At 59.0% G+C, this 15,002-nt stretch carries 13 protein-coding genes; 8 read left to right on the forward strand and 5 right to left on the reverse strand.

The window, feature by feature from the left end:
• Position 1: 1 nt before the first annotated feature.
• The 3 genes from GNG29_RS10680 to GNG29_RS10690 all read right to left on the reverse strand — a co-directional run bounded on the left by GNG29_RS10680 (position 2) and on the right by GNG29_RS10690 (position 3,539).
• Entirely contained in the window at positions 2 to 1,414 is a 1,413-nt protein-coding gene (locus GNG29_RS10680) for a sodium:solute symporter family protein (protein ID WP_103179564.1), read from the reverse strand.
• A 77-nt stretch (positions 1,415 to 1,491) separates the two neighbouring features.
• Positions 1,492 to 2,376 (reverse strand): dihydrodipicolinate synthase family protein, encoded by an 885-nt coding sequence (locus tag GNG29_RS10685; RefSeq protein ID WP_156654460.1) that lies wholly within the window; start codon positions 2,374 to 2,376, stop codon positions 1,492 to 1,494.
• 17 nt (positions 2,377 to 2,393) lie between these two features.
• Entirely contained in the window at positions 2,394 to 3,539 is a 1,146-nt protein-coding gene (locus GNG29_RS10690) for an iron-containing alcohol dehydrogenase (RefSeq protein WP_103179566.1), read from the reverse strand.
• 169 nt (positions 3,540 to 3,708) lie between these two features.
• Between GNG29_RS10690 and dtnK the strand changes: the two genes are divergently transcribed.
• Genes dtnK through GNG29_RS10705 form a run of 3 tightly spaced genes read left to right on the forward strand, consistent with a single transcriptional unit; the run spans position 3,709 to position 6,671 of the window.
• Positions 3,709 to 4,929 (forward strand): D-threonate kinase, encoded by a 1,221-nt coding sequence (gene dtnK, locus GNG29_RS10695; RefSeq protein ID WP_103179567.1) that lies wholly within the window; start codon positions 3,709 to 3,711, stop codon positions 4,927 to 4,929.
• A complete protein-coding gene (locus tag GNG29_RS10700) occupies positions 4,922 to 5,908 on the forward strand; it encodes a D-threonate 4-phosphate dehydrogenase (protein WP_103179568.1) in 987 nt (328 codons plus the stop codon). The genes dtnK and GNG29_RS10700 overlap by 8 nt, the downstream gene beginning before the upstream one ends.
• 1 nt (position 5,909) lies before the next feature.
• A complete protein-coding gene (locus GNG29_RS10705) occupies positions 5,910 to 6,671 on the forward strand; it encodes a DeoR/GlpR family DNA-binding transcription regulator (protein WP_103179569.1) in 762 nt (253 codons plus the stop codon).
• Between the two features lie 3 nt (positions 6,672 to 6,674).
• On the opposite strand, the gene GNG29_RS10710 is transcribed toward GNG29_RS10705, so the two are convergent.
• A complete protein-coding gene (locus GNG29_RS10710) occupies positions 6,675 to 7,619 on the reverse strand; it encodes an L-lactate dehydrogenase (RefSeq protein WP_103179570.1) in 945 nt (314 codons plus the stop codon).
• A 152-nt stretch (positions 7,620 to 7,771) separates the two neighbouring features.
• Here GNG29_RS10710 and GNG29_RS10715 point away from each other — a divergent pair, with 152 nt between their 5' ends.
• Entirely contained in the window at positions 7,772 to 8,254 is a 483-nt protein-coding gene (locus GNG29_RS10715) for a GNAT family N-acetyltransferase (RefSeq protein ID WP_156654461.1), read from the forward strand.
• Here the strand turns inward: GNG29_RS10715 and ptrR are convergent.
• A complete protein-coding gene (gene ptrR, locus GNG29_RS10720; RefSeq protein ID WP_156654462.1) occupies positions 8,208 to 9,086 on the reverse strand; it encodes a putrescine utilization regulator PtrR in 879 nt (292 codons plus the stop codon). The two genes, GNG29_RS10715 and ptrR, sit on opposite strands and share 47 nt — an antisense overlap.
• Positions 9,087 to 9,185: 99 nt before the next feature.
• Between ptrR and sad the strand changes: the two genes are divergently transcribed.
• The 4 genes from sad to GNG29_RS10740 all read left to right on the forward strand — a co-directional run bounded on the left by sad (position 9,186) and on the right by GNG29_RS10740 (position 14,917).
• Positions 9,186 to 10,568 carry a succinate-semialdehyde dehydrogenase gene (gene sad / locus GNG29_RS10725; protein ID WP_156654463.1) on the forward strand — a complete coding sequence of 461 codons (1,383 nt, stop codon included), beginning with the start codon at positions 9,186 to 9,188 and terminating at the stop codon, positions 10,566 to 10,568.
• A gap of 167 nt (positions 10,569 to 10,735) precedes the next feature.
• Positions 10,736 to 12,313, forward strand: coding sequence for a methyl-accepting chemotaxis protein (locus GNG29_RS10730; RefSeq protein ID WP_103179573.1), 1,578 nt, complete (start codon positions 10,736 to 10,738; stop codon positions 12,311 to 12,313).
• A gap of 63 nt (positions 12,314 to 12,376) precedes the next feature.
• Complete coding sequence (gene glsB, locus GNG29_RS10735; protein WP_103179574.1) at positions 12,377 to 13,303, forward strand: glutaminase B; 927 nt, start codon at positions 12,377 to 12,379, stop codon at positions 13,301 to 13,303.
• 162 nt (positions 13,304 to 13,465) lie between these two features.
• The gene (locus GNG29_RS10740; protein ID WP_156654464.1) at positions 13,466 to 14,917 is read left to right on the forward strand and encodes a GGDEF domain-containing protein; all 1,452 of its coding nucleotides are present in this window, start codon (positions 13,466 to 13,468) and stop codon (positions 14,915 to 14,917) included.
• Positions 14,918 to 15,002: the final 85 nt, after the last annotated feature.

A 15,002-nucleotide genomic window follows, 5' to 3' on the forward strand; every position in this document is an offset into this window, starting at 1 on the left:
ATCAAACTCCATTATGTTGAACAGGGGCATGCGCTTTGCGATCCGCTTTATTCGGGATGATGCGGTCGAGAACCATAATCACCGCCGGGGTGATCAGCGCGATGTACATATTGTTAATACCAAACGGGTCGCCCAGCAGATACCACAGCGAGGTCATCACGCAGGCGCCAATCAGGCCGGCGTTGGCACCGCGGGTGCTTTTGAAGAACGGAGCGTAGAAGGCGATCACCGCCACCACCGAAATCGACAGACGAATGGCGCGGGTGAAGAACGACAGCTTCAGCACTTCCGGTACCAGCAGGACGAAGATCAGCGGCAGGAAGCCAATCAGCAGCGACAGCCAGCGGGTCGCTTTAAACTCCTGCTCCGGGGTCGGGTTGCGGTAGGGTACATAGAAATCTTTCACCACCAGCGAAGCGATAGCCAGCGCCACGGTACTTACGCTGACGAAAATCGAAGCCACAAGTGACGTTGTCACCAGACCGGCCAGCCACGGATTCATATCCTGCAGGAAGATCGGCATGGCGTAGAGGCTGTCGATCTCCGGGTGCAGATACTTCGCCGCCACGCCAATCACCGCAATCGCCAGGGCAATCGGCAGGCAGAAGAAGAAGGCGACCCAGGTGGAGCGTTTGGCCGACTTCACATCTTTAGTGGATGAAATCGCCTGGATAACAAACTGGGTACAGAAGATGGAGCCGATGGTGCCAATCAGCCAGGCAAAGATGGTGCTGGCGCCGATGTTGCCGTCCCAGGTCCAGTAGTAGCTCGGCATCTGCTCAATCATTGGCGTAAAGCCGCCGGTTTTAGAGAGCGCGAAGCCCATGATGATCAGGATGCCGAAATATTTCAGGGCGCTGTGCAGCAGCGTCACCCACGCCACCCCCTTCATGCCGCCAAAGGCGAAGTAGAAGGTACTGACAACCGCGGTAATAAAGGCTGCCACCGGCAGGTTGACCTTCAACACGGTGGAGATCGCCGCCGCGCCGGAGACATAGTTGCCGACGTTTACCAGCAGCAGGGCGTAGATCATGATGATGGAGATGATGTTTTTGGTGCTGGTGCCGTACTTCTCGGCAATCGCCCCGGAGATGGTGATTTTGCCAGTGTTATAGATGCGCTTCACCAGCAGCAGGCCGAACAGCGGGAAGCCGATGGCTGCGCCAATCACTGACCAGGAGGCGGCAAAACCATCCTCGAACGCCGCCTGGGCGGTCCCGATGGTGGACTTGGCGCCGATATATTCAGACATCAGCAGGATCCCGACGATAAAGGCCGGCATCGCCCGGGAGCCTTCCATAAAATCACCGGTGTTTTTACTGCGTAACCGGAAGGTCAGCCAGGTGGTAAACAGAATGTAGACAATCACGATGCCTACGATGATCAGGGTATCTTCAGCGGTAAAATTGTTCATCTTTGCCTCTCTTCAGGGCGTAGGAAACCTGGGCACACCTGGTGCCCGGTATTCTTATGGACGAAATCAAACGCCGGTTACTGCAGTGACTTCGTCACTATCTGGCGGATCTGTTCAGTCTGTTGCGCATCGAAAGCCACCGCGTAGCGGCTTTCACCCACCTCTTCGCCCATCACCTGCAGCGCTTTTTTTACCGCCGCCGGAGAGAAGGCCACTTTATACAGATTCGTGCGCAGTTCGGTCACGCCATCCTGCGCCCGACGCGAGCCCTCAACATCGCCCGCATGGAAACGCGTCCAGATGGCGTTGATCGCCTCCGGCGCCACGTTCGCCAGCCCGGAAATACAGGCCGAACAACCTTCAACATAGCCCTGATGGATGAGCGAGTCGGGGCCGTTGAGCACGTCGAAATCGTCGATATCCGCTACGGCTTTCAGGAATCCGCTCAGGCTCTCGTAGCTGCCTGCGCTATCCTTAATGCCGATGATATTCGGGTGTGAAGCCAGCACCCGCGCGGTCTGCGGCTCAATGGTATTGCCGGTGCGCGCCGGAATGTTGTAGAGAAATACCGGCACCGTCAGGGCATCGGCGATAGCGGTGTAGTGGGCGATCAGTTCCGCCTGGGTTAAAGGTACAAACCACGGGGTGATAACCGAGACGGCATCCACCCCCAGGGATTCGATCTGCTTACCGAGACGAATAGTGGCGCGGGTGGAGATCTCCCCGATATGCGCCACCACCGGCGCACGCCCGGCGACCTCCTCCACGCAGGCGCGGGTGACGGCCACTTTTTCCTCTTCGGTCAGCACGAAAAACTCCCCGTTGGTGCCGCCACAGAAAATGCCATTACCCGCCGCCAGCTGACGCTGGATCTGGCGTTTCAGCCCCGGCAGATGCAGGGCGCCATCCTCGGTAAAGGGGGTGACGATCGCCGTCAGCACGCCTTCAATCTTGTTACGCATTGTTCACTCCTTCGATATTAACGTTCGGGGAACAGGGTCTGGTAAATACCCTGCACCTCGGCATGGCTGACCTGACGCGGGGCATTGTTCATCAGGCGTTTTACGTTCAGGGCGGCATCGCTCAGCGAAGCGATATCATCCCGCGGGACGCCCAGCGTCTCGAGGTTGTCCGGGAGGTTGAGGCGGCGCACCAGGGCAGCAAACCACTCCACCAGCGCGTGGGATTTCGCTTCCACCGACAGGGAGGTATCGGCGCCAGGCACCAGATCCCACACCTGGGCAAATTTTTCTACCGCGTCCGGGCGCACCACGCGCATGCAGGGCGCTAACAGGATGGCGTTCGCCACCCCATGCGGCAGGTGATATTTCCCGCCCAGCGGATAGGAAAGGGCATGCACCAGATGGGTTCCGGCATGGGCGATGGCCACGCCGCCGTAGTAGGATGCCCACAGCATTTCGAGCTTCGCCGCCAGGTTGTGCGGCTCGGCGCAGGCGGTTTCGATGTTATTGACCAGCTTGCGCAGACCTATCAGCGCTGCGTTATCGCTCACCGGGTTCGCGACGGTGGCGGTAAAGCACTCGATCAGGTGGCACAGGGCGTCGATCCCGGTCGAGGAGGCGATGTGCGGCGGCATGCTGGTGGTCAGTTCCGGCAGCAGCGCCACGTAATCGGGCAGCAGTACCGGGGAGATGATGCCGATTTTGGTGCTCTGCTCGGGTATGGCGAGGATCGCGTTCGGCGTAGCTTCGGAGCCGGTACCGGCGCTGGCCGGGATCAGCAGCGATGCAAGGCGCGTGTTGGGTTTTTCACCCGCCAGCAGCGCATCCAGACCCGGCGAGGCCGGATGGCACAGCACGGAGAGCAGTTTCGCTACATCCAGTACGCTGCCGCCGCCTACGCCCACCACCAGATCAAAAGCGGTATCGTTGATGTCAGCCAGCAGAGCGTGAACGTCGTGATGCGTGGGCTCTGGCGGCACGCGCTCAATCACGCTGACGCTGCGGTTATCGGCTTCCAGCAGGGCGCGGATAGCGCGGGCGGCCTCCAGACGGGCGATATTACCGTCGGTGACCAGTAAAAGGCGCGACTTGCCTGCCAGCAGGGGCGCGAGGGCCGGGATCGCACCCGCACCGCTGATTATCGTACTGTTAATGGTTAACACATTGCTCTCCTGTTGCTGTGTCTGTGATTGATTTCGCTCAAAACAGGCAATCACAGTCATCGTGTCTCTAAATTTATAATTTATTCGCAAACTGAATAACTTGATCTTGCTCACATATAATCAATCATGATTGAATATAATCATTAACAGGAACGACGAACCTTTGGGGATGAACGTGAACAACCTGAACAGAGAGATCGTGGTGATCGCTGACGACTTTACCGGTGCCAACGATGCGGGGGTGAGCCTGGCGCTAAGCGGCAAAAAAGTCAGCGTGGCGTTTCAGACGCCTTTTACCGACGACACCGATGCGCTGGTTATTAATAGCGATAGCCGGGCGATGAAGGCATCAGAGGCGGCTGAAAAACTGACGCGGTATGCGACCGACGTTCACGCGGCCAAATGGCTGATTAAGAAAATTGACTCAACGCTTCGCGGCAACCCGGGCGCTGAAGTGGAAGCGCTGCTGAGGCTTAGCGGTAAGGGCCAGGCGATTATCGCCCCGGCATTTCCGGCCGCCGGGCGCACCACCGAAGAGGGCCTCTGCCTGGTGAACGGCGTGCCGGTGACGGAGACCGAGTTTGCCAGCGACCCGAAAACCCCGGTGCGCCACGCGCAGGTAGCGAAGGTGCTGGCGGAGCAAACCCGGCTTAAAAGCAGGGTGGTCACGCCGGCGGAACTTGCCACGGCGCTCACGAGCGATGCGCGTCTGGTGATTGTGGATGCGCAGACCGACGCGGAGCTGGATCAGATTATCAACACGGCGTTTGCCTGCGATGAAAAGCCGCTGCTGGTGGGCTCTGCCGGGCTGTGCGATGCCTTGGCGCGCCGTCTTGCCACGCCGCGCCAGCTGCTGGCGGTTATCGGTTCGATGAGCGAAATTGCGCAAAAGCAGATCCAGCGCGTGCGCGGGCAGCACAATGTCAGCACGGTATTAATTGATATCAATGATGTGTTTAACGGGACGATGGCGGGATACCAGCAGCAGATCGCCCGGGCGCTTGCGGCAGGCCAGCACTGCGTGGTGCATACCTGCGCCGACACCCAGGCGCGGCATCAGATAGAGACGCTCTGCCAGCAGCGCGGATTAAGCCGCGCGGCGCTGGGGGAGACCATCAGCGCCTTTCTGGGTGCGCTGACGCGTAATGCGCTGGAGACCCGCCGCCCGGCGGCGCTCTATGTCTCCGGAGGCGATGTGGCGATGGCGGTTGCCAGCGCGCTCAACGCACAAGGTTTTGCCATTCGCGGACAGGTGGCGCAGTGCGTGCCGTTCGGTCGTTTTTTGGGTTGTCGCTGGCAGGGGCCGGTTATGACCAAAGCGGGCGGTTTTGGTACTGAAACCACGCTGCTTGAGGTTTTGCATTTTATCGAGGAGAAGATGAGTGACTAATATCATTGCTGTAACGATGGGTGACCCGGCGGGCATCGGCCCGGAAATTATTATCAAATCCCTGACCGAGGGTGAGCTCTCCGGTGCGCCCGTCGTGGTGGTGGGGTGCGCCCGCACTCTGCAACGGGTGCTGGAGAAAGGCATTACCGCCCCGGCAGAGTTACGTGTGATTACCCGCGTCAGCGAGGCGCAGTTTGGCCCGGCGATCGTTAACGTGCTGGATGAGCCGCTGGCGGAGCCCGAGGCGTTACAGCCAGGCGTCGTGCAGGCGCAGGCGGGGGATCTGGCCTACCGCTGCGTGCGTCGCGCCACCGAGCTGGCGATGGCGGGGGAAGTGAAAGCCATTGCCACCGCGCCGCTCAACAAAGAGGCGCTGCATCTGGCGGGCCACCACTATCCGGGCCATACCGAACTGCTGGCGCACCTGACCGACAGCAAAGATTACGCGATGGTGCTCTATACCGATCAGCTGAAGGTGATCCACATCACCACCCATATCGCGTTGCGCAAATTCCTTGATACCCTCAACCAGGATCGGGTAAAAACCGTGATTGGCATTGCCGATACCTTCCTTAAGCGGGTGGGCTACACCAATCCGCGTATTGCGGTGGCCGGGGTTAACCCGCACGCCGGGGAGAACGGTCTGTTTGGTGACGAAGAGATCAAGATTGTCGGCCCGGCCGTTGAGGCGATGAAGGCGAAGGGGCTGAATGTGTTCGGGCCGTGTCCGCCGGATACGGTGTTTATGCAGTGCCACGAAGGCATGTACGACATAGTGGTGGCGATGTATCACGATCAGGGCCATATTCCGTTAAAATTACTCGGTTTTTATGACGGGGTGAACATCACCGCCGGGCTGCCGTTTATCCGTACTTCAGCTGACCACGGCACCGCATTTGACATTGCGTGGACAGGTAAAGCGAAGTCTGAGAGCATGACGGTTTCTATCCAGTTAGCGATGCAAATCACACGGGAATAATATGAAGGGATATAGCCGGTTAGAACAGATAATGGACTACCTGAAAGGGCACAATCTGGTGACAGTGGATCAGCTGGTGGCGGCAACGGATGCCTCGCCTGCGACCATTCGCCGGGATCTGATTAAGCTCGATCAGGAGGGGGTCATCAGCCGCACCCATGGTGGCGTGACCCTGAACCGGTTTATCCCCTCCCAGCCCACCACCAGTGAAAAGATGCAGCGCAGCCTGGCGGAGAAACACGCCATCGCCTGCGCCGCCGCCAGTTTTGTTAAAGCCGGTGACGCGGTGGTGCTCGATGCGGGCACCACCATGATTGAACTCGCGCGCCAGCTGACCCATCTGCCGCTGCGCGTCATCACCAGCGATCTGCATATCGCCCTGTTTCTGTCAGAGTTTAAGCAGATTGAGGTGACGATCATTGGCGGGCGCATCGACGATTCCAGCCAGTCCTGCATTGGCGAGCATGGCCGCCGCCTGCTGCAAAATATCTGGCCGGATATCGCCTTTGTCAGCTGTAACGGCTGGGATCTGGAGCGCGGCATTACTTCTCCGACGGAAGAGAAAGCGGCGCTGAAGCGCGATCTGATTGCCAACGCCCGACGCCGCGTACTGCTCGCCGACAGCACGAAATATGGCGCCTGGTCGCTGTTTAATGTGGCGCACCTCAACTCCCTGACCGATATCGTCACCGATAAACGTCTGGATGAGAATGTGCAGCAGACCTTAAGCCAGCTGGATGCCACGCTGACCTTAGCCCCTTAAGGCTCAGGGCAGGCGGGCGATATTGGCCTTAATCACCTCTACTGAATGGCGGAACTTCTGCTGCTCCTCTTCCGCCAGTTTTAATTCAATGATCTGCTGGACGCCGCTCTGGGCCAGCACCGCGGGCACGCCAATCGCTACCCCATCAACGCCATACTCACCCTCCAGAATGCAGGAGATCGCCAGCGCCCGGTGGCTGCCGGTGAAGATATTGCGGCAGATTTCAGCGATAGTGGCGGCGATGCCGTACTCTGTGCAGCCCTTGCGGGCGTAGATCTCAAAGCCCTGTTTGCGCACGCGTTCGGCCAGCTCGTCAAAATCCAGCGTCTGGCCGGTATGGCGTTGATACACCTCGGCAATGGGTGAGCCATATACCGACGAATGGGACCAGACCGGGAACTGCGTATCGCCATGCTCGCCCAGGATAAAGGCATCAATGCTCTGGGCGCCGATATCCAGCGCCTGCGCGAGGGTACGACGCAGACGGGTGGTATCCAGCCAGACGCCGGTGCCGATTACCTGATTACGCGGCAGGCCGGAGAGCTGCCACACCTGCCAGGTGATGATGTCGCACGGGTTGGTGGCAATCAGAAAGATGCCGTTAAAGCCGCCCGCCATCATCTGCGGGACAATGTTCTTCACAATGCTGGCCGTGGCGGTTAATTCATCCAGCCGCGTCTGTCCTGGCTTCAGGGCGCCGCCGGAGACGGTGATCACCGCGATATCCACATCGGCACAGTCGCTCACCTCGCGGGTGGAGATGCTCATCATGCCGGGCATATAAGCGGCAGCATCCGCCAGATCCCAGGCGTGGCCTTCACTGCGGGCGTGGTTAATATCCACCAGCAGCAGCTCTTCGCAGATATTTTGATTGAGCAGGGCATACGCCGCAGAGGTACCGACATTTCCGGCACCGATAATCATCACTTTACGGGCTTTGGTGTTCATTGTTTTTCCTGAAATTTAAACCGGCAATAAGCACCAAACTAACGCTGCCGGGGCAGGTGGCGCAATGGTCAGGCGCAGCTATAAGTTAAAAATATGCCGTTGCGTTTGTCGGCCAGCGTTATGGTGGAGAAAAACGACAAAAGGAGCCTGCCATGTATTCCATTACCTCTGAATCCCCCGCCCATCCCGACATCATTAACCTGATTGCCGCCCTGGACCGTTACCAGAGCGCGCTCTATCCGGCAGAGAGCAACCATCTGCTGGATCTGACCGGGTTGCCCGACCACGCCCTGATAATGATGGTGATCCGCGATCGTCAGCTTAACGCCGTCGGCTGCGGGGCGATCGTGCTGAACGGCGATGGCAGCGGCGAGATAAAGCGGGTCTATATCGATCCGACCCATCGCGGACAGCGGCTGGGTGAAACGCTGCTGGCGGCGCTGGAAGATGAAGCGCAAAGCCGGAGCTGCCACAGCCTGCGGCTGGAGACGGGGATCAAGCAGCTTCCGGCCATCCGGCTCTATGAACGCTGTGGCTACCAGCTGTGCGAGGCGTTTCCTCCCTATGCCCCCGATCCCCTGAGCCTGTTTATGGAGAAGCTGCTGGTGGCTGACCTTCGTTTAGCAGCGCTATAAACGCTTCCAGTTGCCGGGTCATCGCGCCCCGGCGCCATACCAGCCAGGTGGTGAGCCAGCGCCAGTTTTTCGCCAGCGGCCAGGCAGCCACCTGGTGATGTCCGGGCATACTTTCCAGCATTGAACGGGGCATCAGCGCAATGCCCGCCCCGGCAATGACGCAGGCCAGCATCCCGTGATAGGACTCCATTTCGTGGATGCGCCCTGGCGTGGCGCGATCCGCGTGAAACCAGCTCTCGAAATGGCGGCGATAGGAGCAGTTGGCGCGAAAGGCATAGATATCGTGCCCGCTGATGTCGGCGGCCCGCGCAACCTCTGGATGACCGGCAGGCACCACCAGCATCATCTCCTCCCGGTAGACCGGCATGCCCTCCAGTTCCGGGTGGTTTAATGGCCCGTCCACAAAGGCCGCGCTCAGCGTCCCTTCCAGTACCCCGTCAATCATTGTCCCGGAAGGGCCGGTCGCCAGCGCAAACTGAATGCGCGGGTAACGCTGGTTAAACTGCGCCAGCGAGGCCGGGATGCGCACCGCCGCGGTGCTCTCCAGCGACCCGAGGGTAAACAGTCCCTGGGGTTCATCACCGGCCACCACCATCCGCGCCTCATCCACCAGGGCGAGGATCTGTCGGCTGTAGCGTAAAAAATTATGCCCTGCGGGTGAGAGGCGCAGCCGCTGGTTCTCGCGGATGAATAGCGCCACACCAAGATCGGCCTCCAGCTGTTTGATGCGGGTGGTCAGGTTTGAGGGCACGCGATGCACTTTCTGCGCGGCCTGGGTAATGCTGCCGGTCTGGGCGACGGCGTTAAACATCTCCAGCTGGGTCAGATCCATATCGTTCTCGTTTCGTGAATAAGGTGGTTATTATTATTCATTTTTAAGAAATAGCAGATCGCGCCACACTGTAGCAACTGTTAATACACGGAGCCGATCATGACTACACCTTCTGCTACCCATGCCCTGTCCATTAACCCGGCAAACGGCGAAACCCTGGCTGTCTGGCCGTGGGCGACCGTCACCGAGGTTGAACATGCCCTTGCACAGACCGATACCGCCTTTCGCCTGTGGCGCAACGTGCCGGTGGCGACGCGTGCGCAAAAGCTACGCGATCTGGGCGCCGCGCTGCGCAATCGTGGCGAAGAGATGGCGCAGATGATCACCCGGGAGATGGGCAAACCCATCGCCCAGGCGCGTGGGGAGGTGGCGAAATCTGCCGGGCTATGCGACTGGTATGCTGAACATGGCCCGGCCATGCTCAATACCGAGGCAACCCAGGTGGCGGACGCGGTGATTGAGTATCGCCCGCTGGGGCCGGTGCTGGCGGTGATGCCGTGGAACTTCCCGCTGTGGCAGGTGCTGCGCGGTGCGGTGCCGATTATTCTGGCGGGTAACAGCTATCTGCTGAAACATGCTCCGAACGTGCAGGGTGCCGCGAACCTGATCGCGGCAATTTTTACCGATGCCGGATTCCCGCAGGGGGTGTTTGGTCAGCTGAACGCCACTAATGACGGGGTGAGCCAGATGATCGCCGATCCGCGCATTGCCGCGGTCACCGTGACCGGCAGCCTGCGTGCCGGGGCCGCCATTGGCGCCCAGGCCGGGGCGGCGCTGAAAAAATGCGTGCTTGAACTGGGGGGTTCCGATCCCTTTATTGTCCTCAACGATGCCGACCTGGATCTGGCGGTAAAAGCGGCGGTGACCGGACGCTATCAGAACACCGGGCAGGTGTGCGCGGCAGCCAAGCGCTTTATCGTCGAGGCGGGTGTTGCCGATGCGTTTAGCCGTCGCTTTGTCGAGGCCACCGCGGCCCTTAAGATGGGCGCGCCTGAAAACGAAGAGAACTACCTCGGGCCGATGGCCCGTTTCGATCTGCGCGACGAGCTGCATCAGCAGGTGCAGGCGACGCTGGCCGAAGGGGCGACCCTGCTGCTGGGCGGCGAGAAGATTGCCGGGGCAGGGAACTACTATGCGCCGACCGTGCTGGGGAATGTGACCCCAACGATGACCGCGTTTCGTCAGGAGCTGTTTGGCCCGGTAGCAGCGATTAGCGTAGCAACCGATGCCGATCACGCGCTTGCCCTGGCTAACGACAGCGATTTTGGGCTTTCGGCGACACTCTTTACCGCCAATGCAGAGCTGGCCGACCGCTTTGCCCGCCAGCTTGAGTGCGGCGGGGTGTTTATCAACGGCTACAGTGCCAGCGACGCCCGCGTGGCGTTCGGCGGGGTGAAGAAAAGCGGATTTGGCCGGGAGCTGTCGCACTTTGGCCTGCATGAGTTCTGTAATGTGCAGACGGTGTGGAAAGACCGGGTTTAACTTTGCTTCCATTGTTCCGCCGGGTGGCGCTGCGCTTACCCGGCCTACAAAACCCGCAGGCCCGTGCAAGCAAAGCGCTGCCTGGCGCCTGTCATCATTCTGAAATAGTTCTGTCATTTTCACTGCGTAGACTCGCCCACGTCTAAGTCCTTGTTAATGAAGAAATCATGAACTTAATGCAAATTTTTCGCCGCATTACTCCCCGGAAGTTTGGTTTGCTGGCGGGGATCTTCTGTATCATCGGCCTCTTTTCCGCGCTGCAAATCTCTTCATCGGTCTTACTTTCCGTCTCCCTGCGCGATGCCCAGCGCAACGAACAGCGCAACCAGATGGCCTGGCTGCAACAGGCAAAGGTCGATCAGGCCCGCATCTCGTTGCTGGCAGCAAGCGATCTGCTTAACCGTGCGGGAGTTTATTTTATGCAGGATAAAGAGACCGGATCCGACGGCAGCTGGCACAGCCTGATGGATGAGGCGCAACAGGCGCTACGTGATTCTCAGCAGGCCTGGCAGGCGTGGCAGGCGATGCATCCGCCACGGGATGAAGCACTGCTCAACAGCTACCAGTTGTTTTTCGACGCTATCCGTGAGCAGGCCGACGGGCTGGTCAATGGTCAATCGATCGATGCCTTCTTTGCCGTACCTGCCCAGGCGTTTCAGGCCGATTTTAATGACAACTATGCCCGCTATCAGCAGGCCAGCGCCCAGCGCGCCACGGAGGGGCGGCAGCGGCTGACGGCCAGTCTCTCCGGTCTGCAATCACTCTTTCTGCTGGCCCCGGTTGTTCTGCTGGGGATTGCGGTTGCGGTGTGGTTTGCCATGTCCCGCTGGGTGATCGTCCCGCTGCGTCGTCTTATCGCTCATATTAATCTGCTGGCGGCGGGGGATCTCTCTTCACCGCTACCCACCGTGACCCGGTTTAACCGCGAGATTGCGCAACTGGGCGGTAGCGTGGAGACGCTGCAACAGGGCCTGCAACAGCTGGTGACCCAGGTCAGCGAGGCGACCACCTCGATGGTGACCAATATTGGCTCGCTGGCGCAGGGCAATCAGGATCTCTATCAGCAGTCTGCGCGTCAGGCGCAGGAGTTGAAAGAGGTGACCGCGCATATTGCCGCGCTGGAAACCCACGTCGAGGGAAACAGCGGCTATGCAAAACTGGCAAGCTCACGGGCGGACGAGGCGCGGGAGATGGCGGCAGGGGGAGACCGGATGATGGAGACGGTCAATGCCTCGATGGCGGCCATCGTGGAGCGCTCTTCGGAGATGCGCGGCATTGTGGCGATCATCGATAATGTGGCGTTCCAGACCAATATTCTGGCGCTGAACGCGGCCATTGAAGCGGCCCACGCCGGCAACCAGGGACGTGGATTCGCCGTGGTGGCGCGGGAGGTGGGGCTGCTGGCGCGTAAAAGCAGTCACTCGACCCAGACCATCCAGCAGTTAATTAACCACTCGTTGCAGGGCATCGAGGATGGCTCGAAAGCCGTCACCCGGCTGGAGGATAACCTCCAGCAGGTGATTGGCCTGGTGGGTAATCTCTGTAGTCTGCTGAATGAGATCTCCGTTGCCACCCTCAGCCAGGGCGAGAGTATTCACCGTATGACCAGCCAGCTCCAGGCGCTGAACCAGGTGGCTCGCCAGACCGATGCGCTCGTCAACACCGCCTCCGAAGCCTCCCAACGGCTCCATGATGAATCGGGCCTGCTGTTGCAGGCTGTCTCGCGGTTCCGACTGCCTGCCTGACGCCATCCATCAGCCTCTGTTATACTCGCAGGCCGTTTTTGGCCTGTGAGCAAGGAGCAACCGATGGCTGCGAACATCAATAATCAGATGCTGGACGCCATTCTGGCGCAAGTACGTCCCCTGTTGGGCAAGGGTAAAGTCGCCGATTACATCCCGGCGCTGGCCTCGGTCAATGGCAACAAACTCGGCATTGCCATCACTACGGTGGACGGGCAGCACTTTCAGGCCGGTGATGCCACAGAGCGTTTCTCCATTCAGTCGATTTCGAAAGTCCTGAGCCTGGTGGCGGCGATGCGTCAGTATGACGAGGATGAGATCTGGCAGCGGGTGGGAAAAGATCCCTCCGGTCAGCCGTTCAATTCGCTGTTGCAGCTGGAGATCGAACAGGGCAAACCGCGTAATCCGTTTATTAACGCCGGGGCGCTGGTGGTATGCGACATGCTGCAAAGCCGCCTGAGCGCACCGCGTCAGAGAATGCTGGAGATCGTGCGTCAGCTCTCCGGCGTCAGTGATATCGGCTACGATTCCGCCGTTGCCCGCTCGGAGTTTGAACACTCGGCGCGCAATGCGGCGATCGCCTGGCTGATGAAGTCGTTCGGCAATTTCCATAACGACGTGCCAACGGTGCTGCAAAACTACTTCCACTACTGCGCCCTGAAGATGAGCTGTGTCGAACTGGCAAATACGTTTCTTTTTCTGGCTGCTCAGGGTTATGCCCCGCATCTGTCCGAGCCCGTTGTCACGCCGATGCAGGCCCGGCAGGTCAATGCGTTGATGGCGACAAGCGGGATGTATCAGAATGCCGGTGAGTTTGCCTGGCGGGTGGGGCTGCCTGCGAAATCGGGGGTTGGTGGCGGGGTAGTGGCGATCGTGCCTCACGAGATGGCGATTGCGGTCTGGAGCCCTGAACTGGACGACGCGGGGAACTCCCTGGCGGGCGTCACGGCGCTGGAACACCTGACTCAGCAGCTGGGGCGTTCAGTCTATTAAGCACTGCCTGTGCCGTCTGGCTGACGGCACAACTGATAAGCACTGCTAACTGGATGATGATAGTTATCCCCTTAATGTGATATACATTAATACCAAACTTTTAACATTCATCCGCGTGGATGTGTATTCAATGTTAAAAGCAACCCTATGGATTGATATTGCATGTCTTCTGCTTACGCCAGAACATTCACACTTTTTCAGCCGCACAGTCCGTTCCGAAACGCGGCGGGAATAGTGGTATTGACCACGCTGTTCTATTTTATCGGCGCGCAGCTTCGTCTGATGGAGTCGCTGTCGATGTTCTGGCCGCTGAATGGCGTGATGGCAGGGGTGTTTGCCCGCTACGCTTACCTGAACCGGCCTCGCTATTACGTGATGTCCTATATCGCCATGCTGGTATACGACGCCATCACCACCGACTGGGGCATCTCCTCGCTGGGTATTAACCTCTCGAATATGGTGTTTATTGTCACCGTAGCCCTGTTGGTCCAGCGCGACAAGCGACTGAAAAATCGCACCCCGGATCCGGTGAATGCCCTGCGGCTGTTTAACTATTGTCTGGTGGCTGCGCTGCTCAGCGCCCTGCTCGGAGCGGCGGTGGCGGGCGGGGTGGACAGTCGCGCCTTCTGGCCGCTGGTCGCCGACTGGTTTAGCGAACAGTTTTCTACCGGGGTATTAATTGTTCCCTGTATGCTGACCATGACCTGGCCCACGTTCAACCGGGCCATAGGTGCCAGCCATTTGATGCCGGTGGTGTTGCTGATTATCTCGGTGATGGCCTCGGTCGCAATCGGCGGGGCCGGTGCGCTGGCGTTTCCGCTGCCGGCGCTGATCTGGTGTGCGGTGCGCTATTCGCTGCCGGCAACCTGCCTGTTGACCTTTGTCACCGGGACGGTGGAGATCACCCTGATTGGCAACTCCATCATCACCATCGTGGCAACCACGCCGCTCACCACCCCGATGATGTTCTCTGCCCGTCTGGGGATCGCTACCCTCGCAATCTGCCCGGTTATGGTCTCGGTCAGCATGGCGGCGATCAATTCCCTGATCCGCCAGGTTTCCCTGCGTGCCGATTACGACTATCTGACTCAGGTTTACTCCCGCTCCGGACTGTATGAGGCGCTTAAAAATGTTGAAGGGAAGCGCAAAAGCCCGCGGCTGACCGTCATGCTGCTGGATATCGACTATTTCAAAAGCATCAACGACAACTATGGTCACGAATGTGGCGATACCGTCCTGGCCGCTTTTGCGCGCAAAGTGCAGGAGACGGTGGGCAACGCAGGGCTGGTGGCGCGAATGGGCGGCGAAGAGTTTGCCGTGGTGGTGAACTCCGCTTCAGCCGGGCAGGCATATGCTCTGGCGGAGCGTATTCGTACCACGGTTGAACAACATCCCTTTAACTGGCGGGGGCAGACGCTGTTTTTAACCGTCAGTATTGGTCTGGGCAGCGGAAGGTCGGAGCTGTCACAGCTCACAGAGGTGTTTAATCGTCTGATGACAGAAGCGGATGATTATCTGTATCGCTCGAAAAAAGCAGGTCGAAATCGTACCAGCGCCCGAATGACAGAGATAAAAACTACCGAACAGGCGGTAGCGCCTTCGGAACAGCTGTAATCGTTTGCCAGGGCGTGACCACGCCCTTCACCATATATTCACGAAACTAATAAATGCCTTGATACAAAATTTCAACGTCAATAAT

The sequence above is a fragment of the Leclercia sp. Colony189 genome, assembly GCF_009740165.1.
Classification (GTDB): domain Bacteria; phylum Pseudomonadota; class Gammaproteobacteria; order Enterobacterales; family Enterobacteriaceae; genus Enterobacter.